At 62.4% G+C, this 20,645-nt stretch carries 19 protein-coding genes; 10 read left to right on the top strand and 9 right to left on the bottom strand.

Features of this window, described 5'->3' with window-relative positions; all coding sequences use genetic code 11:
• Window positions 1–12: 12 nt before the first annotated feature.
• Entirely contained in the window at window positions 13–1,047 is a 1,035-nt protein-coding gene (locus tag C4J85_RS25600; protein WP_124410993.1) for a type IV pilus twitching motility protein PilT, read from the top strand.
• A 140-nt stretch (window positions 1,048–1,187) separates the two neighbouring features.
• Here C4J85_RS25600 and C4J85_RS25595 read toward each other — a convergent pair whose 3' ends face one another.
• Window positions 1,188–1,826, bottom strand: coding sequence for a C40 family peptidase (locus tag C4J85_RS25595; protein ID WP_124368691.1), 639 nt, complete (start codon window positions 1,824–1,826; stop codon window positions 1,188–1,190).
• 249 nt (window positions 1,827–2,075) lie between these two features.
• Here C4J85_RS25595 and C4J85_RS25590 point away from each other — a divergent pair, with 249 nt between their 5' ends.
• The gene (locus C4J85_RS25590) at window positions 2,076–2,504 is read left to right on the top strand and encodes an NINE protein (protein WP_124368690.1); all 429 of its coding nucleotides are present in this window, start codon (window positions 2,076–2,078) and stop codon (window positions 2,502–2,504) included.
• A gap of 132 nt (window positions 2,505–2,636) precedes the next feature.
• On the opposite strand, the gene C4J85_RS25585 is transcribed toward C4J85_RS25590, so the two are convergent.
• From C4J85_RS25585 to gshB, 7 genes are all read right to left on the bottom strand, one after another.
• Complete coding sequence (locus C4J85_RS25585; RefSeq protein ID WP_124410992.1) at window positions 2,637–3,908, bottom strand: dihydroorotase; 1,272 nt, start codon at window positions 3,906–3,908, stop codon at window positions 2,637–2,639.
• Window positions 3,905–4,909 (bottom strand): aspartate carbamoyltransferase catalytic subunit, encoded by a 1,005-nt coding sequence (locus C4J85_RS25580; protein ID WP_124364800.1) that lies wholly within the window; start codon window positions 4,907–4,909, stop codon window positions 3,905–3,907. The genes C4J85_RS25585 and C4J85_RS25580 overlap by 4 nt, the downstream gene beginning before the upstream one ends.
• A 25-nt stretch (window positions 4,910–4,934) precedes the next feature.
• Window positions 4,935–5,441 carry a bifunctional pyr operon transcriptional regulator/uracil phosphoribosyltransferase PyrR gene (gene pyrR, locus C4J85_RS25575; protein ID WP_124368688.1) on the bottom strand — a complete coding sequence of 169 codons (507 nt, stop codon included), beginning with the start codon at window positions 5,439–5,441 and terminating at the stop codon, window positions 4,935–4,937.
• Window positions 5,442–5,588: 147 nt separating this feature from the next.
• Window positions 5,589–6,026 carry a Holliday junction resolvase RuvX gene (ruvX, locus tag C4J85_RS25570; protein ID WP_124410991.1) on the bottom strand — a complete coding sequence of 146 codons (438 nt, stop codon included), beginning with the start codon at window positions 6,024–6,026 and terminating at the stop codon, window positions 5,589–5,591.
• On the bottom strand, window positions 6,026–6,595 hold the full coding sequence (locus C4J85_RS25565; RefSeq protein WP_124368687.1) for a YqgE/AlgH family protein: 570 nt from the start codon (window positions 6,593–6,595) through the stop codon (window positions 6,026–6,028). The genes ruvX and C4J85_RS25565 overlap by 1 nt, the downstream gene beginning before the upstream one ends.
• A gap of 188 nt (window positions 6,596–6,783) precedes the next feature.
• Window positions 6,784–7,689, bottom strand: a complete 906-nt coding sequence (locus C4J85_RS25555; protein WP_124368685.1) for an energy transducer TonB — start codon at window positions 7,687–7,689, stop codon at window positions 6,784–6,786.
• Window positions 7,690–7,766: 77 nt separating this feature from the next.
• Entirely contained in the window at window positions 7,767–8,720 is a 954-nt protein-coding gene (gene gshB, locus C4J85_RS25550) for a glutathione synthase (RefSeq protein ID WP_124372162.1), read from the bottom strand.
• A gap of 239 nt (window positions 8,721–8,959) precedes the next feature.
• Here gshB and pilG point away from each other — a divergent pair, with 239 nt between their 5' ends.
• The 6 genes from pilG to C4J85_RS25520 all read left to right on the top strand — a co-directional run bounded on the left by pilG (window position 8,960) and on the right by C4J85_RS25520 (window position 18,787).
• A complete protein-coding gene (gene pilG, locus C4J85_RS25545; RefSeq protein WP_124364796.1) occupies window positions 8,960–9,367 on the top strand; it encodes a twitching motility response regulator PilG in 408 nt (135 codons plus the stop codon).
• 46 nt (window positions 9,368–9,413) lie between these two features.
• Window positions 9,414–9,779 carry a twitching motility response regulator PilH gene (pilH, locus tag C4J85_RS25540; RefSeq protein WP_034116227.1) on the top strand — a complete coding sequence of 122 codons (366 nt, stop codon included), beginning with the start codon at window positions 9,414–9,416 and terminating at the stop codon, window positions 9,777–9,779.
• A 12-nt stretch (window positions 9,780–9,791) separates the two neighbouring features.
• Window positions 9,792–10,316 carry a chemotaxis protein CheW gene (locus C4J85_RS25535; protein WP_124410990.1) on the top strand — a complete coding sequence of 175 codons (525 nt, stop codon included), beginning with the start codon at window positions 9,792–9,794 and terminating at the stop codon, window positions 10,314–10,316.
• Window positions 10,313–12,364 carry a methyl-accepting chemotaxis protein gene (locus C4J85_RS25530; RefSeq protein WP_124410989.1) on the top strand — a complete coding sequence of 684 codons (2,052 nt, stop codon included), beginning with the start codon at window positions 10,313–10,315 and terminating at the stop codon, window positions 12,362–12,364. Before C4J85_RS25535 ends, C4J85_RS25530 begins: the two co-directional genes overlap by 4 nt.
• A gap of 161 nt (window positions 12,365–12,525) precedes the next feature.
• Window positions 12,526–18,339, top strand: a complete 5,814-nt coding sequence (locus tag C4J85_RS25525; RefSeq protein WP_124410988.1) for an Hpt domain-containing protein — start codon at window positions 12,526–12,528, stop codon at window positions 18,337–18,339.
• Window positions 18,332–18,787 carry a chemotaxis protein CheW gene (locus C4J85_RS25520; RefSeq protein WP_124364792.1) on the top strand — a complete coding sequence of 152 codons (456 nt, stop codon included), beginning with the start codon at window positions 18,332–18,334 and terminating at the stop codon, window positions 18,785–18,787. The genes C4J85_RS25525 and C4J85_RS25520 overlap by 8 nt, the downstream gene beginning before the upstream one ends.
• 305 nt (window positions 18,788–19,092) lie before the next feature.
• Here C4J85_RS25520 and C4J85_RS25515 read toward each other — a convergent pair whose 3' ends face one another.
• Window positions 19,093–19,380 (bottom strand): HigA family addiction module antitoxin, encoded by a 288-nt coding sequence (locus C4J85_RS25515; protein WP_124368680.1) that lies wholly within the window; start codon window positions 19,378–19,380, stop codon window positions 19,093–19,095.
• 345 nt (window positions 19,381–19,725) lie between these two features.
• On the opposite strand from C4J85_RS25515, the gene C4J85_RS25510 reads away from it, so the two are divergent.
• Entirely contained in the window at window positions 19,726–20,109 is a 384-nt protein-coding gene (locus C4J85_RS25510; protein WP_124408411.1) for a polymorphic toxin type 44 domain-containing protein, read from the top strand.
• Window positions 20,087–20,506 carry a hypothetical protein gene (locus C4J85_RS25505; protein ID WP_124410987.1) on the top strand — a complete coding sequence of 140 codons (420 nt, stop codon included), beginning with the start codon at window positions 20,087–20,089 and terminating at the stop codon, window positions 20,504–20,506. Before C4J85_RS25510 ends, C4J85_RS25505 begins: the two co-directional genes overlap by 23 nt.
• Window positions 20,507–20,645: the final 139 nt, after the last annotated feature.

Here is a 20,645-nt window from a genome sequence, read left to right as displayed (position 1 = left end):
ATGGAAAGCCCTATGGATATCACTGAATTACTGACGGCCAGCGTGCGCCGGGGCGCCTCCGACCTGCATTTGTCGGCCGGCCTGGCGCCGATGTTGCGCATCGATGGCGAGGTCTGGCCGCTGGACAGCCCGATACTGGCCGGGCCGCAGTTGGCAGATTTACTGAGCCCTTTGCTCAACCAATACCAACAAAAGGATTTCGAAACATCTCTTGAAACGGATTTTGCGTTCGAGCTGCCCGGCGTGGCGCGCTTTCGCGCGAATGTGTTCCAGCAGGCGCGTGGCGTTGGCGCGGTGTTTCGCACCATCCCCACCGACATCCAGAGCCTGGAAAGCCTTGGCTTGGGCGAGGTGTTCCAGCGTATCGCGCTGTTACCCCGTGGCCTGGTGCTGGTGACCGGGCCCACCGGGTCGGGCAAGTCCACCACGTTGGCGGCGATGATCGATTACCTGAATCGGCATCGGCGCCAGCACATCCTCACGCTGGAAGACCCGATTGAATTTATCCACAGGCCGAAAATGGCGTTGATCAACCAGCGCCAGGTGCATCGCGATACCCACAGCTTTTCGGTGGCCCTGCGCTCGGCGCTACGCGAAGACCCGGATGTGATCCTGGTGGGCGAGCTGCGCGACCTGGAAACCATCCGCCTGGCGCTGACGGCCGCTGAGACCGGCCATCTGGTATTTGGCACCTTGCACACCACCTCGGCGGCAAAGACGGTAGACCGGCTGGTGGACGTGTTCCCGGCCGTGGAAAAGGCCATGGTCCGCTCGATGCTGTCGGAGTCGCTGCAGGCGGTGGTTTCCCAGGTGCTGGTGAAGAAGGTCGGCGGCGGACGGGTAGCGGCTCACGAGATCATGCTGGGCACGCCGGCCATTCGTAATCTGATCCGCGAAGACAAGGTGGTGCAGATGGTCTCGGCCATCCAGACCGGTGGGGCAGTGGGGATGAAAACGCTGGATATGAGTTTGAAGGCGTTGGTCGCGCAGGGCGTGATCAGTCGGGACGACGCACGGGAACAGGCGAGGGTGCCGGCAGACATATGAGATTCAGCAAACAATGAAACCAAATGTGGGAGGGGGCTTGCTCCCGATAGCGGTTGATCAGCCAACAAATCTGTTGAATGACACTCTGCTATCGGGAGCAAGCCCCCTCCCACATTGTTTAACTGTATTTCAGCCTGGAATCAGCGCTGCACGATTCGCAGGTTGCTGTTCTGCTCTTTGGGCAGCACCCGCTTGGCGATCACGTAGTTCTTGTCCCAGAACGGCTTTTTCAGCGTGTCGATGCTCACCGACTTGCCACGACGTGGCGCGTGGATGAAGCGGTCGTTGCCCAGGTAGATGGCAACGTGGTTGACCTGGCGGCTCTTGAGCTTGAAGAACAGCAAGTCGCCCGGCTTCAGGTCTTTGCGATCGACTTTCAACCCGTGGCCGGCGGCCATGGCGTTGGACGTACGCGGCAAATCCACGGCTTTGACATCGTTGAACGCATATTTCACCAGGCCGCTGCAGTCGAACCCTTTACTTGGGCTGCTGCCGCCCCAACGATAAGGAGTACCGAGCACGTTGACGGCACGGCTGAGAACATCGCTGCTTTGCTTGGTATTCACGGCCAGCTGGGTGGAAAGCGTTTTACCGTGGGCCTTGCTCAGTTGAGTCGGGCGGCTGACAGTCGGCTTTACCGATTTGGCGGTGCTGGGCGTGCTATGAACTTTAGGGGTAAAACCGTTAACGTTTGGAAGACGTTGCTCACGATTGGTGGCGTGGGCGGCCAGTGGCATTAATAGGCAAATGGTTAGCCATGTCTTGAAAAATGGTCGCATTAGGCGTGGCTCTTATGGGTTTGCGCGCAACTTTATAACAGGTTTTGGTGTCGTTCTCAGGCCGTTTGTCGACTGAACCTTGGGGTCAAATTCAGCAAAAACGCGACGATTCGTCGCAATTGTCCGACACAAGTCAGGCGGCATAAGGCTTTGAGGGCAGGAAGATACCATTTGCCGTACGTCGGGCGCTCGTAAAAAAGTCACAAAAAAAATGAACAAATTTATCTATTGAGTGAAAAGAGGTAGTTCATGAACACCTATCAACAGGTTACTTCGCAGCAAGACACCCACAGCAAGGTGATCGGTTACCTGCTATGGATTTTCGGTTTTACCGGAGCGCATCGCTTCTATTACGGCAAGCCGGTCACCGGCACGATCTGGTTTTTCACCTTCGGCCTGCTGGGCATTGGCTGGCTGATCGACCTGTTCCTGATTCCGGCCATGGACCGTGAAGCCGACCTGCGTTTTACCGCCGGGCCCATCGAGTACAACGTGGCCTGGATTCTGTTGGCATTCCTGGGCGTGTTCGGTGTGCACCGGATGTACCAGGGCAAATGGATCACCGGCCTGATCTACCTGCTGACCGGTGGTTTGTTCCTGGTGGGGGTGCTGTATGACTTCTGGACGTTGAACAGCCAGATTTCGATCCGCAATGCCGAGCGCAACAACGGGCGCTGATTGCTTAAGCCTAATAGAGAACCAATGTGAGAGGGGGCTTGCTCCCGATAGCGGTGGATCAGTCAGCTTATCTGTAGCTGATCCACCGCGATCGGGAGCAAGCCCCCTCCCACATTTTTTACCGTGCCCGCTTCAGGCCTGGTAGCTGATCCGCCCATCCATCAATGTGTACCGCACCGTTGCCGGCAGGCTGTGGCCAATGAACGGGCAATTCTCCCCCTTGGACAGCCAGTGCTCCCCGGCAACCGTGGAGCTGGCGGGGTCAAACAGCACCAGGTCCGCCGCCGCACCCACCGCCAGCTGGCCCGCCGGCAAGCGCAAGGCCTGGGCCGGGCCGGTGCTCAGCCGTGCCAGCAGCGTAGGCAGGTCCAGCAAGCCATCCTCCACCAAGGTCATCGCCAGCGGCAGCAGCAGCTCGACGCTGCTGATTCCTGGCTCGGTGGCGCCAAACGGCGCCAGCTTGGCATCGCGCTCGTGGGGCTGGTGGTGGCTGGAAATCGCCGAGACCACACCCGACTTCACCGCCGCGCGCAAACCTTCACGGTCGGCCAGGGTGCGCAGCGGCGGCTGCACGTGATAGAGGCTGGAGAAGTCGATCAGCGCCTCATCGGTCAGGATCAGCTGATACAGCGCCACGTCTGCCGTCACCGGCAAGCCGCGCGCCTGGGCCTGGGCGATCAGGGCGACGCCGCGGGCGCTGGTCAGTTGGCTGAAGTGCGCGCGTACGCCGCTTTGTTCCACCAGCAACAAATCACGGGCCAGGGCCACGGTTTCTGCGGTTTCCGGGATGCCCGGCAAGCCGAGGAAGCTGGCCACCGCGCCTTCATGGGCCAGGCCGCCTTCGGCCAGGTCGCGGTCCTGGGAATGAAAGATCACCGTCAGGTCGAAGGTGGCCGCGTATTCCAGGGCACGGCACAAGGTACGGCTGCTGCGAAAGCTTTCCAGGCCGTTGCTGAACGCCACGCAACCGGCGTCGCGCAAGGCGATCAGCTCAGCCAGTTGTTCGCCTTCCAGGCCTTTGCTCAAGGCGCCGACAGGGAACACTTTGCAATTACCCGCTTCACGAGCACGGTCGAGGATCAACTCGGTGACCGCCGAGGTGTCCAGGATCGGCTTGGTGTTCGGCGGGCAGCACAGGCTGGTCACGCCACCGGCGGCGGCCGCGCGGGTTTCGCTGGTGATGTTGCCTTTGCGGCTGTAGCCCGGCTCGCGCAAGGCGACGTTAAGGTCCACCAGCCCTGGCGCGGCCACCAAGCCTTTGGCGTCGATGCTCTCGACGGCAAGAAAGCCTGCCGGCGCTGCGCCAATGGCGATGATCTTGCCGGCGTCCAGATGAAGGTCGGTAACGCGATCCAGGCCACTGACCGGATCGATGACGCGGGCGCCGAGGATGCTGAGCTTCACTGGGCGTTCTCCTGCTCGAATTGACGTTGCGCGGTTTGCCCGCTCATGGCCATGGACAGCACGGCCATGCGGATGGCGATGCCGTAGGTCACCTGGTTGAGAATCACCGACTGCGGGCCGTCCGCCACCGCCGACTCGATTTCCACCCCTCGGTTGATCGGGCCGGGGTGCATCACGATGGCATCCGGCTTGGCACCGGCCAGGCGTGCGGTGGTCAGGCCGAACAGGCGGTAGAACTCGCCCTCGCTCGGCAGCAGGCCACCGGCCATGCGTTCGCGTTGCAGGCGCAACATGATCACCACGTCGACATCCTTGAGGCCTTCGGCCATGTCGGTGTAGACCTTCACGCCGTACTGTTCGACCCCAACGGGCAGCAAGGTTTTCGGCGCGATCACGCGAATGTCCGGGCAGCCCAAAGTCTTCAGGGCCAGCATGTTCGAGCGCGCGACCCGCGAGTGCAGGATGTCGCCGACGATGGCCACCGAGAGGTTTTCAAAGCTGCCTTTGTGCCGACGGATGGTGAGCATGTCGAGCATGCCCTGGGTCGGGTGGGCGTGGCGGCCATCGCCGCCATTGATGATCGCCACATTCGGGCAGACATGTTCAGCGATGAAATGCGCCGCGCCGGAGTCGCCGTGGCGTACCACGAACATGTCGGCGGCCATGGCCTCCAGGTTGCGCAAGGTGTCGAGCAGGGTTTCGCCTTTGCTGGCCGACGAGGTGGACACGTTCAGCGTGATCACGTCGGCCGACAGCCGTTGGGCGGCCAGCTCAAAGGTGGTGCGGGTGCGCGTGGAGTTCTCGAAGAACACATTGCAGATGGTCTTGCCGCGCAGCAGCGGGACTTTTTTCACCGCCCGGCCACCGACTTCGAGGAACGAGTCAGCGGTGTCGAGGATTTCGGTGAGCAGTTCGCGGGGCAAACCATCGAGGGACAAGAAATGTTGCAACTGACCCTGAGCATTGAGCTGCAGCGGGCGCTTGGCATCTAGAGGCGTCATCGCGGGGACTCTTTTACAAGGCGGGTTAAAGGGCAAGGTCTTGCAGTTCGAGTTCGAGCGGCGTTGGACCGGACAATTTTACCCGCTGGTGGGCTTGCAAAGACAGCGTCGCACCGACCACATCCGGGCTGATCGGCAATTCCCCAGCCTCCAGGTCCAGCAGGCACACCAGGGTGATACTGGCCGGGCGGCCGTAGTCGAACAGCTCATTCATGGCCGCGCGTATGGTACGCCCGCTCATCAGTACGTCGTCGATCAGCACCAGGTGCTGGCCTTCGATCTCGAACGGCAGCTGCGAGGGGCGCACTTGCGGATGCAGGCCGTTCTGGCTGAAATCGTCACGGTAGAAGGACACATCCAGGGTGCCCAGGGGCGAGTCGCTGCCCAGCTCTCCCAGCAATGCCTGGGCCACCCACACACCGCCGGTGCGGATGCCGATAAAGCGCGGTTCGCTGATGGCGCGTTGCTCAAGGTGCGCCGTGAGGCGTATCGCCATCTGGCTGATCAGTTCGGCGGGATTGGGCAGGCTCATGGTGGCTCCTCATTAAGTGTGTAGGAGCGAGCTTGCTCGCGAGAAACGTCAACGATAACGCGTGAAGCCTGGATGTACGCGGTGCCTGTGAGTTCTTCGCGAGCAAGCTCGCTCCTACAAAAGCGGCATAGCAGCAAGCCGCGTCAGTCAGGATTCAAATAAAGCGGTGTTTTCATCCAGCCAGCCCTGCAGCAACAGGGCGGCGGCGATGGCGTCCACCGGGTTGTCGCGGTAACTGCCCTTCTGCCCGCCACGGTCACGGCGCTCGCCCTTGGCTTCAAAGGTGGTCAGGCGCTCGTCGTGGGTATAGAAGGGCAGGTTGTAGCGGCCATTGAGGCGGCGCGCGAACTTTTCGGCGCGCAGGCACATTTCGCTGGGCGTGCCGTCCATGTTCAGGGGCAGGCCGACCACGACGGCATCGGGCTTCCATTCCTTGATCAGCGCTTCGACCTGGCTCCAGTCCGGCACGCCGTTCTGGGCCTTCAATGTGCACAGCTCGCGGGCCTGGCCGGTGATCACCTGGCCCACCGCTACGCCGATCTGTTTGGTGCCGTAGTCGAACCCCAGGATCAGACGCAAAGCCATCAGGCGTGCCCCGCCTGGCTGGTCAACAGGCTGAGGTTGACCCGCAGCTTGGCGGCGGCGGCTTCCAGGCGCAGTTCGCTGGCGGTGTTGAAGAGGATGTCGGCGTCGAACGGGCAAGTCAGCCAGGCATTGCTGGCCAGTTCGGCCTCCAATTGCCCGGCTTCCCAGCCGGCGTATCCCAGGGTGATCACACTTTGCTCGGGGCCGACGCCGTCGGCAATCGCGAACAACACATCCTGGGACGTGGACAGCGAGACGCCCTCAAGGTCCACCGTGGCCTGGAACGTCGGCCCGGTGGGGTGCAACACGAAGCCGCGATCGGTCTGCACCGGCCCGCCGATGTAGATCGGCACGTCCTGGCAGCTGGCTGGCGGATCGATTTCCGGTCGCAGCTGCTCGAGGATATCGGCCAGGTTCAGCTCCTGCGGGCGGTTCACCACCAACCCCATGGCACCATTGGCCGTGTGCTCGACGATGTAGGTCAAGGTCTGCGCAAAGTTCGGGTCGGCCATATGTGGCATGGCGATCAGGAAGTGGTGCTTGAGGTAGGTCGGGCTGACATTTTTCATGTCCACTAGTGTGGCGTTGGAGGGGCGAACTGACAAGCTGGGAGTTTCCTGGTGGCGAGGGTCAGTGCTGATCGTTCCCACGCTCCGCGTGGGAATGTATCCGGTGACGCTCAGCGTCGCGGCTTTAAAACAGGACGCGGAGCGTCCGGGGCAGCATTCCCACGCGGAGCGTGGGAACGATCCGGCGGTCAGTTGCTGGAAAGGCGGTCACCCTTGGCGAATTTCCAGGTGCGGATGATTTCCAGGCGGTCCACATCGTTCAAGTCGCCCGTAAAAGGCGCGAAGGGCGCGGCCAGGCGCACGATGCGCTGGGCGGCCTGGTCCAGCAAGGGCTGGCCGGACGACTCCAGTACCTGCACTTCATACAGCGAACCATCGCGGTTGATCGACACCAGCAAGCGCAAATTGCCGTAGATCTGCTGGCGGCGCGCCTCCTCCGGATAGTTGAGGTTGCCGATGCGCTCGACTTTCTTGCGCCATTCGTCCTTATACCAGGCGCCTTTGTCGCGCATGGTCGAGGCGGCGTTCAGGCGGTAGATGCGCGGGCGCTTGGCGTAGAGCTGCTGTTCGTGAGCCAGTTCGGCTTCCAGGCTGGAAATCTCGTCGGACAGTGTCGAACTGTCGAACGTTGGCGCAGGCTTGACGGGCTCGGGTTTGGGCTCGGTCTTGGTCTTTTCGCGCTGGGTCGGGGCTTTTTGCGGTTTGGGCGCGACCGTGGTCACGGCAGCCTTGGGCGTGGCCTGTTTGACTTCCGGCCTGGGTGCCGGCGGTGGGGTTACTTTGTTGACCTTGTTGTCCTGGAACGGCGCCACTTCGGTGGTCTTGGGCACGGCTTTCTTGTCGAGCGTGCCGCTGCCTTGCTGGTTCTCCTGGGCGAGAAAATCGGCCTTCTCGGGTTTTTTATCGCTCTTGAAGGTGGCCAGCGTGATTTCCAGGGTTTTGGTGATCTGCTTGGGTTCGACCATGGTGAAGCCCAGGCCGAGGATCAGTGCGAGGTGAATCAGCGCTGCCAGGAACAGGGTAAATCCGAGCCGATCAGCCGGGCGCACGCCGCTGTGGGAGAGTTCGGGGGGCAGTTCGGACGGGAGCGTCATGACAAGAAAACCAACATCGCGCGTTTCACAGGTGGCGCATGATAACGCAATGTTGGTTTATGTCCGGCTGTTCTATGTCACTTGGCTTGTAGCTTGCGCTCAATGGCCGCCATCAGCATTTCGCCGATGTTCGTGCCAAATGCGTTATCAATCTCGCGAATACAGGTCGGGCTGGTGACGTTGATCTCGGTGAGGTTTTCGCCAATTACGTCAAGTCCCACGAACAGCAGGCCTTTTTCGCGAAGGGTCGGGCCGACTTGAGCGGCAATCCAGCGGTCCTTGTCCGACAGCGGCCGCGCTTCACCACGGCCACCGGCCGCCAGGTTGCCACGGGTCTCGCCGGCCGCCGGGATGCGCGCCAGGCAATAATCCACCGGCTCGCCGTCGATCATCAGGATGCGTTTGTCGCCGTCCTTGATCGCTGGCAGGTAGGCCTGGCCCATGATCTGCTGGGTGCCCAGCGCGGTCAGGGTTTCCAGGATCACCGAGAGGTTCGGGTCGCCCGCGCGGTGACGGAAGATCGAGGTGCCGCCCATGCCGTCCAGCGGCTTGAGGATCACATCACCGTGCTTGGCGGCGAACTCACGCAGCACATCGGCGCGGCGGCTGACCACGGTCGGCGGCGTGCACTGCGGAAACAGCGTGGCGAACAGTTTTTCATTGCAGTCGCGCAGGCTTTGCGGCTTGTTGACGATCAACACGCCGGCACGTTCGGCCTGCTCCAGCAGGTAGGTGGAATAAACGAATTCCATGTCGAACGGCGGGTCCTTGCGCATCAGGATCACGTCCAGGTCGCTCAGGGGGCTGTCGACTTCATCCTGCAGTTCGAACCACTTCTCGGGGTTGGCGAATACCTGCAACGGGCGCATCCGCGCACGGGCCTCGCCGTCGCCCTGGTAAAGGTCGCGCTGTTCCATATAGAACAGGGTCCAGCCGCGGGCCTGGGCGGCCAGGAGCATGGCCAGCGAGCTGTCCTTTTTATAGGAAATGCTGGCGATAGGGTCCATGACAATGCCGACGCGAACGCTCATGGGGGATTTCCTCTAGCAAATTAGGGCGCATAAAAGTGGCGTCAGAGTGGCGCTGCGGCTGTTGTGGGTCAAGGAAAAACCACCAGGCGGGCGCCTCGATAGATTGCGCCCGGAGACTGTGCTAAAAAGACTGCCACGGCGCAGCAGCCCTTGAATTCCAGGGCTTGTGGCGCTCATTCTGTGAGAGATCAGGCAGTACACACCGAAAACCGATTCGCTGTGGCGATGGTAGAGCAACTATGGAACAGCATTCCAACGCCTTGAGAGTGATGGTGATCGACGATTCGAAAACGATCCGCCGCACCGCCGAGACGCTGTTGAAGAACATGGGGTGCGAGGTCATCACGGCCATCGACGGTTTCGATGCGCTGGCCCGAATCGTGGACCATCACCCGCACATTATCTTTGTCGACATCATGATGCCGCGCCTGGATGGCTACCAGACCTGCGCGCTGGTGAAGAACAACCCGGCGTTCAAGTCGATCCCGGTGATCATGCTGTCCTCCAAGGACGGCCTGTTCGACAAGGCCAAGGGGCGTATCGTGGGTGTCGATCAGTTTTTGACCAAGCCTTTCAGCAAGGAAGAACTGCTGGGTGCGATCAAGGCCTATGTGCCTGCCTTCGCCGCAGTAGAACAAGCACACTGACGCCGCCTCAAAGGGGCCGGCGCCGACCAATGTAGTGGGGAAAACCATGGCACGTGTTCTGATCGTCGACGATTCGCCGACCGAAATGTACAAACTGACCGGCATGCTCGAAAAGCACGGTCACGAGGTTCTCAAGGCCGCCAATGGCGGCGATGGTGTGGCGCTTGCCCGCCAGGAAAAACCTGACGCGGTATTGATGGACATCGTGATGCCGGGCCTCAATGGGTTCCAGGCCACGCGCCAACTGACCAAAGACAAAGAAACCGAGCACATCCCGGTGATCATCATCACCACTAAAGACCAGGAAACCGACAAGGTGTGGGGCACTCGCCAGGGCGCCAAGGACTACCTGACCAAGCCGGTCGATGAAGAAACCCTGATCGCCACGCTGAACAAGGTGCTGGCCGGCTGACGGCACGTCATCATGACCGAGTCGCAAACCGCCTTTGAGCTGCTGCTGGACATCGACCGCCGCTGCCGCCTGCTGGCCGCCGACCTGCCGTCCCAGGAAACCCGCCTGCAACGCTGGAGCGGGATTGGCTTTCGCCTGGGGCAGCAATGGTTTGTGGCGCCCATGGGCGAAGTCGCCGAGGTGTTGCATGAGCCGCGCTGCACCCTGATGCCTGGCGTCAAGCCCTGGGTCAAGGGCGTGGCCAACCTGCGCGGGCGCTTGCTGCCGGTGATGGACCTGGGCGGGTTTCTTGGCCAGGCACTGTCCAAGGCGCGCAAGCAACGGCGGGTGTTGGTGGTGGAATTCAACGATCTGTTTGTCGGGTTGCTGGTGGACGAGGTGGTGGGCATGCAGCATTTCGCACTGGACGCGTGGCAGGCGAATACCGCCGCTGGCGCGCCGTTTATCCAGGGCCAATTCGATGGCGACCCGCAGTGGCAGGTCTTCAGCCCCTTCGCCCTGGCCCAGGCTCCAGGCTTCATGGATGTCGCCGCATGAGCACCGTGACCACGCCCAAACCCCAGGCCGCCTCGCGCAGCCGCTCGCAGATCATCGTGCTGTTTATCGCCCTGATCGTGTTCATCATGCTGTTGTTCGCCAACTTCGCGTACCTCAACACCCAGTCCACCTACGACAAACAGTACATCGGCCACGCGGGCGAACTGCGGGTGCTGTCCCAGCGCATCGCCAAGAACGCCACCGAAGCCGCCGCCGGCAAGGCGGCCGCGTTCAAACTGCTGGGCGAGGCGCGCAACGACTTTGCCCAGCGCTGGGGCTACTTGAAAAAAGGCGACCCGCAGACCGGCCTGCCGGCCGCACCCAGCGCCGTACGCGCTGAAATGCGTGCAGTGCAGACCGACTGGGAAGCCCTGCTGAAAAACACCGACGCCATTCTCGCCAGCGAACAGACCGTGCTGTCCTTGCACCAGGTGGCCGCAACCCTCGCCGAGACCGTGCCGCAGTTGCAGATAGAGTCGGAGAAAGTCGTCGACATATTGCTCCAGCGCGGCGCCCCCGCGAGCCAGGTGGCACTGGCCCAGCGCCAGTCATTGCTGGCGGAGCGCATCCTGGGCGCGGTCAACACCGTGCTCGCCGGCGACGAAACCGCTGGGCAGGCCGCCGATGCCTTCGGTCGCGACGCCAATCGTTTTGGCGTGGTGCTCAATGGCATGCTCAACGGCAACCCCGGCCTGCGCATCACCCAGGTCGAAGACCCTGATGCCCGCGCCCGGTTGGGGGAAATTGCCGAACTGTTCGAATTCGTCTCGGGTTCCGTCGATGAAATTCTCGAAACCTCGCCGCAGCTGTTTCAGGTACGCGCTTCGGCGGGCAATATTTTCAACCTGTCGCAAACCCTGCTCGATGAAGCCTCGCACCTGGCCACCGGTTTTGAGAACCTGGCCGGCGGGCGCAGCCTGGATACCCTGGGTGGCTATGGGCTGGGGCTGCTGGCGCTGGCGTCGATCATCCTGATCGGCCTGGTGATGGTGCGCGAGACCAACCGCCAACTGCATGAAACCGCCGAGAAAAATGAGCGCAATCAGAACGCGATCATGCGTCTGCTGGACGAAATCGAAGACTTGGCTGACGGCGACCTGACCGTCACGGCCTCGGTCACCGAAGACTTCACCGGCACCATTGCCGATTCGATCAACTATTCGGTGGATCAGCTGCGCGACCTGGTGGCGACCATCAACCTCACCGCCGGGCAAGTCGCCGGCGCGGTGCAGGAGACCCAGGCCACCGCCATGCACCTGGCCCAGGCCTCGGAGCATCAGGCCCAGCAGATCGCCGAAGCCTCCACCGCGATCAACCAGATGGCCCAGTCCATCGACCAGGTGTCAGCCAACGCCGCCGAGTCCTCAGCGGTGGCGGAGCGTTCGGTAGAGATCGCCAACAAGGGCAACGAGGTGGTGCACAACACCATCCACGGCATGGACAACATCCGCGAACAGATCCAGGACACCGCCAAGCGCATCAAGCGCCTGGGGGAATCGTCCCAGGAGATCGGCGACATCGTCAGCCTGATTGACGACATCGCCGACCAGACCAACATCCTCGCCCTGAACGCCGCGATCCAGGCGAGCATGGCCGGGGATGCCGGGCGTGGTTTTGCGGTGGTGGCCGATGAAGTGCAACGGCTGGCCGAGCGCTCATCAGCCGCCACCCGGCAGATCGAAACCCTGGTGCGGGCGATCCAGGCCGACACCAATGAAGCCGTGATTTCCATGGAACAGACCACCACCGAAGTGGTGCGCGGCGCACGGCTGGCCCAGGACGCCGGGGTGGCGCTGGAAGAGATCGAAGGCGTCTCGAAAACCCTGGCGGCGCTGATCCAGAGCATCTCGAACGCGGCGCAGCAGCAGACCTCGTCGGCGGGGCAGATTTCCCTGACCATGAATGTGATCCAGCAGATCACCACGCAGACGTCGTCCGGTTCCACGGCGACCGCCGAAAGTATTGGTAACCTGGCGAAGATGGCCAGTCAGTTGCGGCGCTCGGTGTCGGGTTTCACTCTCCCGCCACCTAAAGAGGTCGATGATTGAAATGCGCTCAAAATGTGGGAGGGGGCTTGCTCCCGATGGCGGTGCATCAGTCACTTGATCCATCAGCTGAACCACCGCCATCGGGAGCAAGCCCCCTCCCACAGTTGATCTCCATTGGTTTCAAGAACACCAGCAACTCATGAATTCTAAGCGGAGCAGTTATGGTTGATCGGCACGACTACGTGGCCCTCGAATGGGTCAAGGGCGACATTGCCGAAACCCTGAAACAGGCCCGTTCGGCGCTGGACGCTTATGTTGAAACCGGCGACGGCATTGATGCGTGCCTGGCCGGTATCCACCAGGTGCACGGCGCGCTGCAAATGGTCGAGTTCTACGGCGCGGCCCTGCTGGCTGAAGAGATCGAAGCCCTGGCGCTCGCGCTGCAGGCCGGGCAGGTCAGCCAGCGCGACGAAAGCATCCGCCTGCTGCAACAGGCCCTCGGCCAATTGCCGCTGTACCTGGACCGCGTGCACAGCGCCCGTCGCGACCTGCCGCTGGTGGTGTTGCCGCTGCTCAACGATTTGCGCAGCGCCCGCGGTGAAAGCCTGCTGTCGGAGACCAGCCTGTTCAGCCCGCAGCTGCTGACGATCGCACCGCTGCCCGATGAGGCGCTGGCTCAACGCACACCGCCGGACATTCACCAACAGCTGCGCCAATGGCACGCACTGCTGCAACAAGCCCTGGCCGGGTTGCTGCGCGAAGACCACGGGCCGAGCAACCTGGAAGACATGGCGCGGGTGTTCGCGCGCCTTGAAGCTTTGTGCCAGGGCGCGCCGCTGTTGCCGTTGTGGCAGGTCACCTCGGCGCTGGTCGAAGGCATGCTCACCGGGGTGATCGCCAACAGCCCGGCACTGCGCAGCCTGCTCAAGGCCAGCGGCAAGCAACTCAAGCGCCTGCTGGCCCAGGGCATTGTCGGGATCAACCAGCCGGCGCCGGATGAGTTGCTCAAGAGCCTGCTGTTCTACGTCGCCAAAGTCACCCGGCCGACGCCGCGCATGCAAAGTTTGAAGGAGCGCTACGGCCTGGACGAGGCCTTGCCCGACAGTGCCGTGGTGGATGCCGAGCGGGCGCGCCTGGCCGGGCCGGACCGCAACGCCATGGGCTCGGTGCTCGGCGCATTGTGCGAAGAGCTGGTGCGGGTCAAGGAACGCCTCGATCTGTTCGTGCGCAGCGACCGCCAGCACACCCAGGACCTCGACCCGCTGCTGGCACCGCTGCGCCAGATCGCCGACACCCTGGCGGTGCTCGGTTTCGGCCAGCCGCGCAAAGTGATCATCGACCAACTCGCCGTGGTATTGAGCCTGGTGCAGGGCCAGCGCGAACCCAGTGACGCCGTACTGATGGACGTTGCCGGAGCGTTGCTCTACGTCGAAGCCACGTTGGCCGGGATGGTCGGCACGGTGGAGCCGGAGAGCCGCGAAGAGAGCCGTCTGCCGACCACCGACCTGACCCAGATCCACCAATTGGTGATCCGCGAATCCTGCCAGTGCCTGCGCCAGGCCAAAGAATTGGTGATCGATTGCATCGAGGCCGATTGGGACCGCCAACGCCTGGAATCCCTGCCGGAACTGCTGAGCCAGGTGCGCGGCGCCCTGGCGATGATTCCACTGCCTCGCGCGGCAAGCTTGATGCGCGGCTGTACCGATTACGTCGATGAGCAGTTGATGGTCAACGATACCGCGCCCGGCCAAGCGCCGTTGGCGCATTTCGCCGAGGTGATCAGCAGCCTGGAGTACTACCTGGAACGCATGCTCCAGGACCCCGACGCCGCCGGGGAAAAAGTGCTGGAACTGGCCACCCAGGGCCTGAGCGCGCTGGGCTACCTGCCGGTGGAAAAACCCTGGCGCCAGGCACTGGTTGCGCCCGACGGCGCCCTGTCCGGCGATAGCGCGCCAAGCCAGTCCCAATTCGATGCGCTGGCCAGTCCCACCTCGCGCCTCAACCCTCCGGCCCTGCAGCGCCCGGGGAGCTTGCAGCCGCCCCCACCCGATGAAGCGCCGATTGACGATGAGTTGCGCGAAGTCTTCCTCGAGGAAGCCGATGAAGTCCTCGACGTGCTGCACCGTTACCTGCCCGACAGCACGGAAAAAACCGCCCAGGGCGAAATGCGCCGTGCCTTCCACACCCTGAAAGGCAGCGGCCGTATGGTCCGCGCGCTGGTGATGGCGGAACTGGCCTGGGCCGTGGAAAACCTGCTCAACCGCGTGCTTGAGCGCAACGTCGTCATGGGCCCTGAAGTGCAGCAGGTGCTGGATGACGCGGTGGCGCTGCTGCCGGAGTTGATCGCCGACTTCGCCACCGACGACCAGCGCCAGCGCGATGAGGTCGACGCCCTCGCGGCCCGCGCCCACGGGTTGGCCAGCGGCGCCCAGGTACCGGTTGCCGAACCCCACGATCCGATGTTGCTGGAGATCTTCCGCAACGAAGCCCAGAGCCATCTGGACAGCCTCGATCAGTTCCTGCAACAGGCCACCGAACACCTGCCGCTGCAGGTCAGTGATGAATTGCAACGCGCCCTGCATACCCTCAAGGGCAGCGCCTACATGGCCGGCGTGTTGCCGATTGCCGAACTGGTACGCCCGCTCGACCACCTGACCCGCGAATACAAGGCGCACCGTGTGCCGCTGGACTTGGACGAAATCGAGTTGTTGCTGGAAGCCGAGGGCCTGTTGCAAAAGGGATTGCGTGATCTGAACGGCGATCCCCTGGCGCCGATCAAGGGCGCCGCGGACTTGATCACGCGCACCCAAGGCCTGTTGGACCAACAGCTTGAAAACCTGCTCAACGCCCCCGGCACCGGCCTGCGCGTCAAGCGCGACCCGCAGTTGATCAGCAACTTCCTGGCCCAGGGCATGGACATCCTGCTCGACGCCGAAAGCCTGCTGCGCCGCTGGCAGCAACACCCCGGCGAGCGCCAGGAACTGACCGCGCTGCTGGACGAACTGACCACCCTGGGCGAGGGCGCGCACATCGCCGACCTGCACCCTATCGATCAATTGTGCGAAGCCTTGCTCGACCTGTATGGCGCGGTGGAAGAAAGCAGCCTGGCGGTCAGCGAGCGGTTCTTCCAGGAGGCCGAGCAGGCCCATGAAGCGCTGATCAATATGCTCGACCAACTGGCGGCCGGGCAGGAAATCAGCCCGGCGCCGGCACGGGTACAGGCCCTGCGCGCGTTGCTGGATGACGCCCTCGATCCCTCCGCCACCGGCCTGATCAAACGTGACGGCAGCCGTGGCCTGAGTGTCGCCGAGCTGGGTGCCGCGACCGAGGAGCTGAGCCGGCACACGGCGATGGACGATGAGATCGTCGACATTTTCCTTGAAGAGGCGGTGGATATCCTCGACAGCGCCGGGCAATCGCTCAAGCGCTGGTTGCTGGAGCCCGACGGCCTGGCGCCGCTGTCCTCGTTGCAGCGAGACCTGCACACCCTCAAGGGCGGTGCGCGCATGGCCGAAATCGGCCCGGTGGGCGACCTGGCCCAGGAGCTGGAATGTGTCTACGAGGGGCTGGTAGACCGCCGCTACAGCTACTCGACCGAGCTGTCCCAGCTGCTGATGGCTAGCCACGAACGCCTGGCCTTGCAGTTGGAGGAATTGCATCAGCACCAGCCCCTGAGCGACAGCGCCGAGCTGGTCGCGAGGTTGCGCGAACTGCGCCACAGCAGCCTTCCGGCGGCCCCGGTTGCATCACCGGAAGCCCCGGGTGCCGACCCCGAACTGTTGGATATTTTCCTCGAGGAAGCTGCCGATATTCTCGACAGCTCCGGCAGCGCGTTGCTGCGCTGGCAAGCCGAACCCGGCAACCGCCAGGAAGTGGAAACCCTGCTGCGTGACCTGCACACCCTCAAGGGTGGCGCACGCATGGTCGAGATCGGCCCGATTGGCGACCTGGCCCACGAGCTGGAGTTTCTCTACGAGGGGCTGTCCGCAGGGCTGCTCGCGCCGTCGCCCGAGCTGTTCGCGCTGCTGCAAGGTTGCCACGACCGGCTGGCGCAGATGATCGATGCGGTGGCGGACGGCTTGCCGGTGGGCTCGGTGGACAAGCTGATCGAGCGCATCAAAAGCCTGGTGCACCCCAGCGATGAGCCGGTAGTGCCGGTGGCATTACCGGTGGGTAAGGCGGAAGCGGCGGTCGACCCGGGCGCCGACATGGTGAAGATATCCGCCGAACTGCTCGACGACCTGGTCAACCTGGCCGGCGAAACGTCGATCTTCCGCGGCCGTATCGAGCAGCAGGTCAACGACGCACGCACTGCGCTCACGGAAGTGGAAACCACCATCGAGCGCATGCGCGACCAACTGCGCCGCCTCGACACCGAAACCCAGAGCCGGCTTTTCAGCCGCCAGCAGGCGGAGGCCGAGCGCCTGGGCTACGAGGAATTCGACCCGCTGGAAATGGATCGCCATTCGCAATTGCAGCAATTGGCCCGCGCGTTGTCCGAATCGGCCTCGGATTTGCTCGACCTCAAGGAAACCCTTGAGCGCCGCAATCAAGACGCCCATGACCTGTTGCAGCAACAGGCGCGTATCAACACCCAGTTACAGGAAGGCCTGATGCGCACGCGCATGGTGCCGTTCGAGCGCATGCTGCCGCGCCTCAAGCGCATCGTGCGCCAGGTCGCTGGCGAGCTGGGCAAGGACGTCGAGTTCGTGGTCGGCAATGCCGAGGGCGAAATGGACCGCAACGTCCTGGAACGCATGGCGGCGCCGCTGGAACACATGCTGCGCAACGCCGTCGACCATGGCCTGGAGTCTCGCGAGGTGCGCCTGCAGGCCGGCAAGCCGGAGAAGGGGCGCATCACCCTGGACCTGACACACGAAGGCGGCGACATCGTCTTCGACATGCGCGACGACGGCGCCGGTGTGCCCCTCGAAGCTGTGCGCCGCAAGGCGATCAAGCGCGGCCTGCTCGACCCCAATCAAGAGATCAGCGACCGCGACGTGCTGCAGTTCATCCTGCAGCCGGGGTTTTCAACCGCCGAAAAGATCACCCAGATTTCCGGACGCGGTGTGGGCATGGACGTGGTGCACGAAGAAGTGCGCCAGCTTGGCGGTTCGATGGTGATCGACTCGATCCCGGGCGTGGGTGTGCACTTCAGGATTCGCCTGCCGTTTACCGTGTCGGTCAACCGTGCGCTGATGGTGCAGTGCGCGGACGATCAGTATGCGATCCCGCTCAATACCATCGACGGCCTGGTGCGCGTGCCGCCCCATGAACTGGCCGGGCACTACCAGCAAGATCCGCCGCGCTATGCCTATGCCGGCCAAGTCTACGAATTGTTTTACCTCGGCGACCTGCTGCACACCGTCAGCCGCCCCAAACTGCTCGGCCAGTACCAGCCGGTGCCAGTGTTGCTGATGCAGTGCAATGAGCGGCACGTGGCGGTGCATGTGGACGCCATGGCCGGGACCCGCGAGATTGTGGTCAAGGGCCTGGGGCCGCAGTTTGCGGGCGTTCAGGGCTTGTCCGGGGCGACGATCCTGGGCGATGGCCGCGTGGTGTTGATCATCGACCTGCTGGCGCATATCCGCGCGCGGCAACCGGCGTTGCCAGCGCAGTCGGTGGATGCGCCGCTGACCCTCAACGACCCGCTGAAAAAGCGCCCGCTGTTGGTGCTGGTGGTGGACGACTCGGTCACCGTGCGCAAGGTCACCAGCCGCCTGCTGGAGCGCAATGGCATGAACGTGCTGACCGCCAAGGACGGCATCGACGCCCTCGCCGTGCTCGAGGAACACACCCCGGACCTGATGCTGCTCGACATTGAAATGCCGCGCATGGACGGCTTTGAAGTGGCGATCCAGGTGCGCAACGATCCACGCCTGATGCGCCTGCCGATCATCATGATCACCTCGCGCACCGGCCAGAAACACCGCGATCGCGCCATGGCCATCGGCGTCAACGACTACCTCGGCAAGCCGTACCAGGAGTCGGTGCTGCTGGAAAGCATCGCGTATTGGAGCAAGTCCCATGCTTGACCACCGCGCGAGCCAACTCACCGGGCTGTTGCTACCGCTGGCTGACCGTCACCTGATAGTGCCCAACGTTGCGGTAGCCGAACTGATCGACTTCCAGCGCGGCGAACCGGCCAGCGATGCACCGCCGTGGTACCTGCGCCAAGTGACCTGGCGCGATCGGCAAATCCCCTTGATCAGCTTCGAAGCCGTGTGCGGCGAAGCCAGCATGACCGGCGAGCGTTCACGCATCGTCGTGTTGAATGCCCTGGGTGGGCGGCCGACCTTGAAGTTCATTGCGCTAGTGATCCAGGGAATCCCGCGCTCGTACAAGCTCGACAGTGAACTGAGCTACGTGGACGTCCCGCTGTGCCCGCTGGAGCTGGCGGCGGTACAGGTGGGCGAACATGTGGCGAAGGTGCCGGACTTGATGGGGCTTGAAGCGTTATTGGCCGAGTCCGGACTGGCCTGAGCCCTACGCAGATCCAATGTGGGAGGGGGCTTGCCCTAATGCCAGTCAGTTAAGAAGTAGCAGGAGCGAGAAATAACTTGTGGCGAGGGAGCTTGCTCCCGCTGGGGCGCGAAGCGGCCGCAAACAATAGGACTGCTGCGCAGTCCAGCGGGAGCAAGCTCCCTCGCCACAGGTTCGGTGTCGCCTTAACTGACTGGCATTAGGGCTTGCCCCCGATGGCGGTGTGCCAGTCTCAGCAACTGTCACTGAACCACCGCTATCGGGAGCAAGCCCCCTTCCGCACTGATTGTGCTCGTCTACAGACCTCAGTCAATCCGCGCAAACCGCTCGATCACTGGCTGCTCACGATGCTCGGCCTGCCACAAGTCGTAGGCGCTTTGCATCGACAGCCATAGCCGAGCGCTGCTTACGCCAGCGCGCTCCAACCTCACGGCAAGGTCGGGGCTGACAGGCGCATGACCATGCAGGATCCTTGAAAAGGTTTCGCGGGCGAAGCCAAGCCGCCGTGCCATTTCGGTGATGGTAATGCCCAGGGCCGGGATCACATCTTCAAGCAATATTTCACCTGGGTGAGGTGGGTTGTGCATACCCATATCGATACCTCTACTCAGTGACGCTCTGCAATGGCCTTGCATCGGGTTTAACGATCGGATTCATGATGCCTGCCCGTGGCGCTATCGGATCGAAAAGGGTAGGGAGGTGAGTTCCGAGCAACAACCTGAAAAGCCTGTCGGAGCATTCTTTGCTGCCTATCGGAATGGAGATCAGCGGGAGCGGCCAGCCCGGTCAATCAGTGGCTGCGTACGATGCTCGCCCTGCTACAACGTAGGGTTGGGATTTATATAACGTCTGAAATTTCTATACGTATCGCCTACGAATATGTGCTGATTTTTGAGTGCTAGTTTTTAGCGTTCCACCCCATCAGCAAGGATTCGCAAATGGCTGTTCCTCCCATGCCTCCGGGCGTTTCGCTGCAAGACAATATCGCCTTGGCCAACAACCGCAGACTGCATTTGAAGCCCGGCTCGGCGTTCAGCTACTCATGGTTTTACTCACAGGTCAGAGGGCGCGGCCCCTGGGATTACAAACAGAAAAGTCGCGACTACGAGGCATTCGGTAACTTCAACTATGGCGTTACCGGGACAGTGTTAGGGATACCGGAAGGCGTGCTGTTGCGGGCCGCCGGTGCAGCGCAAAAAGCAGCGGGTACGTCTCGGGCAGAGTTTGGCGACTGGTGGGGGGATGCGCCTTATGGTGATGACCATAGCGATCAGCACTGGATCAAGGAGGGCATCGAATATGCCAAAGCTCAAGGGTATTGAATGGGCCGTACAAGGTGCGTGCAATGTGTTGTTGGTCGTGTGTCTCGGGTACCTGGGGGCGGGCTGGTTGACGAGCCCCGGAGCGCCGGAGCTGGATCAGGTGGTGCTCAAGTACTCCTTGAAGAACGGCAGTTCGATCTACGGGGTGCGCGATGGACGAGGGGGCGCGACTGTGGGGTATTCCTATCGGTATTACGTCAATGCCGCCATGACCACTGATCAGGAAATACTGACAACGTTGGTGTCGAAACGTCCATTTCTGAAGACCAGAGAGCCTGACGTCCAAGTGGCCGAACATGAAGGCGTGCTTCATCTTTCGGTCAGTGGGCAGGTTTATGAATACAACAGCTATTCGCTTGAAGGTCTGGGCGCGGTGAATATAGACATGAAGTTGTAGCACCAACGAATTCGGGATTTATGGCGGTTGCCGGGCGTCCTGAACAGACCCTGTCTCGCACAGACACCGCTGAGCAAATGTAGGAGGGGGCTTGCCCCCGATGGCGGTGCCAGTATCAGCAACTGTCGATGATCGTCCC

Source organism: Pseudomonas sp. R4-34-07 (genome assembly GCF_003852375.1).
GTDB lineage: Bacteria > Pseudomonadota > Gammaproteobacteria > Pseudomonadales > Pseudomonadaceae > Aquipseudomonas.
This window is presented reverse-complemented; position numbering and strand designations above follow the sequence as displayed.

Excerpts from the sequence above, each read along its gene's own strand:
- C4J85_RS25600 (WP_124410993.1), top strand. The coding sequence starts at position 13 with ATGGATATCACTGAATTACTGACGGCCAGCGTGCGCCGGGGCGCCTCC.
- C4J85_RS25595 (WP_124368691.1), bottom strand. The coding sequence starts at position 1,826 with ATGCGACCATTTTTCAAGACATGGCTAACCATTTGCCTATTAATGCCA.
- C4J85_RS25590 (WP_124368690.1), top strand. The coding sequence starts at position 2,076 with ATGAACACCTATCAACAGGTTACTTCGCAGCAAGACACCCACAGCAAG.
- C4J85_RS25580 (WP_124364800.1), bottom strand. The coding sequence starts at position 4,909 with ATGACGCCTCTAGATGCCAAGCGCCCGCTGCAGCTCAATGCTCAGGGT.
- pyrR (WP_124368688.1), bottom strand. The coding sequence starts at position 5,441 with ATGAGCCTGCCCAATCCCGCCGAACTGATCAGCCAGATGGCGATACGC.
- ruvX (WP_124410991.1), bottom strand. The coding sequence starts at position 6,026 with ATGGCTTTGCGTCTGATCCTGGGGTTCGACTACGGCACCAAACAGATC.
- C4J85_RS25565 (WP_124368687.1), bottom strand. The coding sequence starts at position 6,595 with ATGAAAAATGTCAGCCCGACCTACCTCAAGCACCACTTCCTGATCGCC.
- C4J85_RS25555 (WP_124368685.1), bottom strand. The coding sequence starts at position 7,689 with ATGACGCTCCCGTCCGAACTGCCCCCCGAACTCTCCCACAGCGGCGTG.
- gshB (WP_124372162.1), bottom strand. The coding sequence starts at position 8,720 with ATGAGCGTTCGCGTCGGCATTGTCATGGACCCTATCGCCAGCATTTCC.
- pilG (WP_124364796.1), top strand. The coding sequence starts at position 8,960 with ATGGAACAGCATTCCAACGCCTTGAGAGTGATGGTGATCGACGATTCG.
- pilH (WP_034116227.1), top strand. The coding sequence starts at position 9,414 with ATGGCACGTGTTCTGATCGTCGACGATTCGCCGACCGAAATGTACAAA.
- C4J85_RS25535 (WP_124410990.1), top strand. The coding sequence starts at position 9,792 with ATGACCGAGTCGCAAACCGCCTTTGAGCTGCTGCTGGACATCGACCGC.
- C4J85_RS25530 (WP_124410989.1), top strand. The coding sequence starts at position 10,313 with ATGAGCACCGTGACCACGCCCAAACCCCAGGCCGCCTCGCGCAGCCGC.
- C4J85_RS25525 (WP_124410988.1), top strand. The coding sequence starts at position 12,526 with ATGGTTGATCGGCACGACTACGTGGCCCTCGAATGGGTCAAGGGCGAC.
- C4J85_RS25520 (WP_124364792.1), top strand. The coding sequence starts at position 18,332 with ATGCTTGACCACCGCGCGAGCCAACTCACCGGGCTGTTGCTACCGCTG.
- C4J85_RS25515 (WP_124368680.1), bottom strand. The coding sequence starts at position 19,380 with ATGGGTATGCACAACCCACCTCACCCAGGTGAAATATTGCTTGAAGAT.
- C4J85_RS25510 (WP_124408411.1), top strand. The coding sequence starts at position 19,726 with ATGGCTGTTCCTCCCATGCCTCCGGGCGTTTCGCTGCAAGACAATATC.
- C4J85_RS25505 (WP_124410987.1), top strand. The coding sequence starts at position 20,087 with ATGCCAAAGCTCAAGGGTATTGAATGGGCCGTACAAGGTGCGTGCAAT.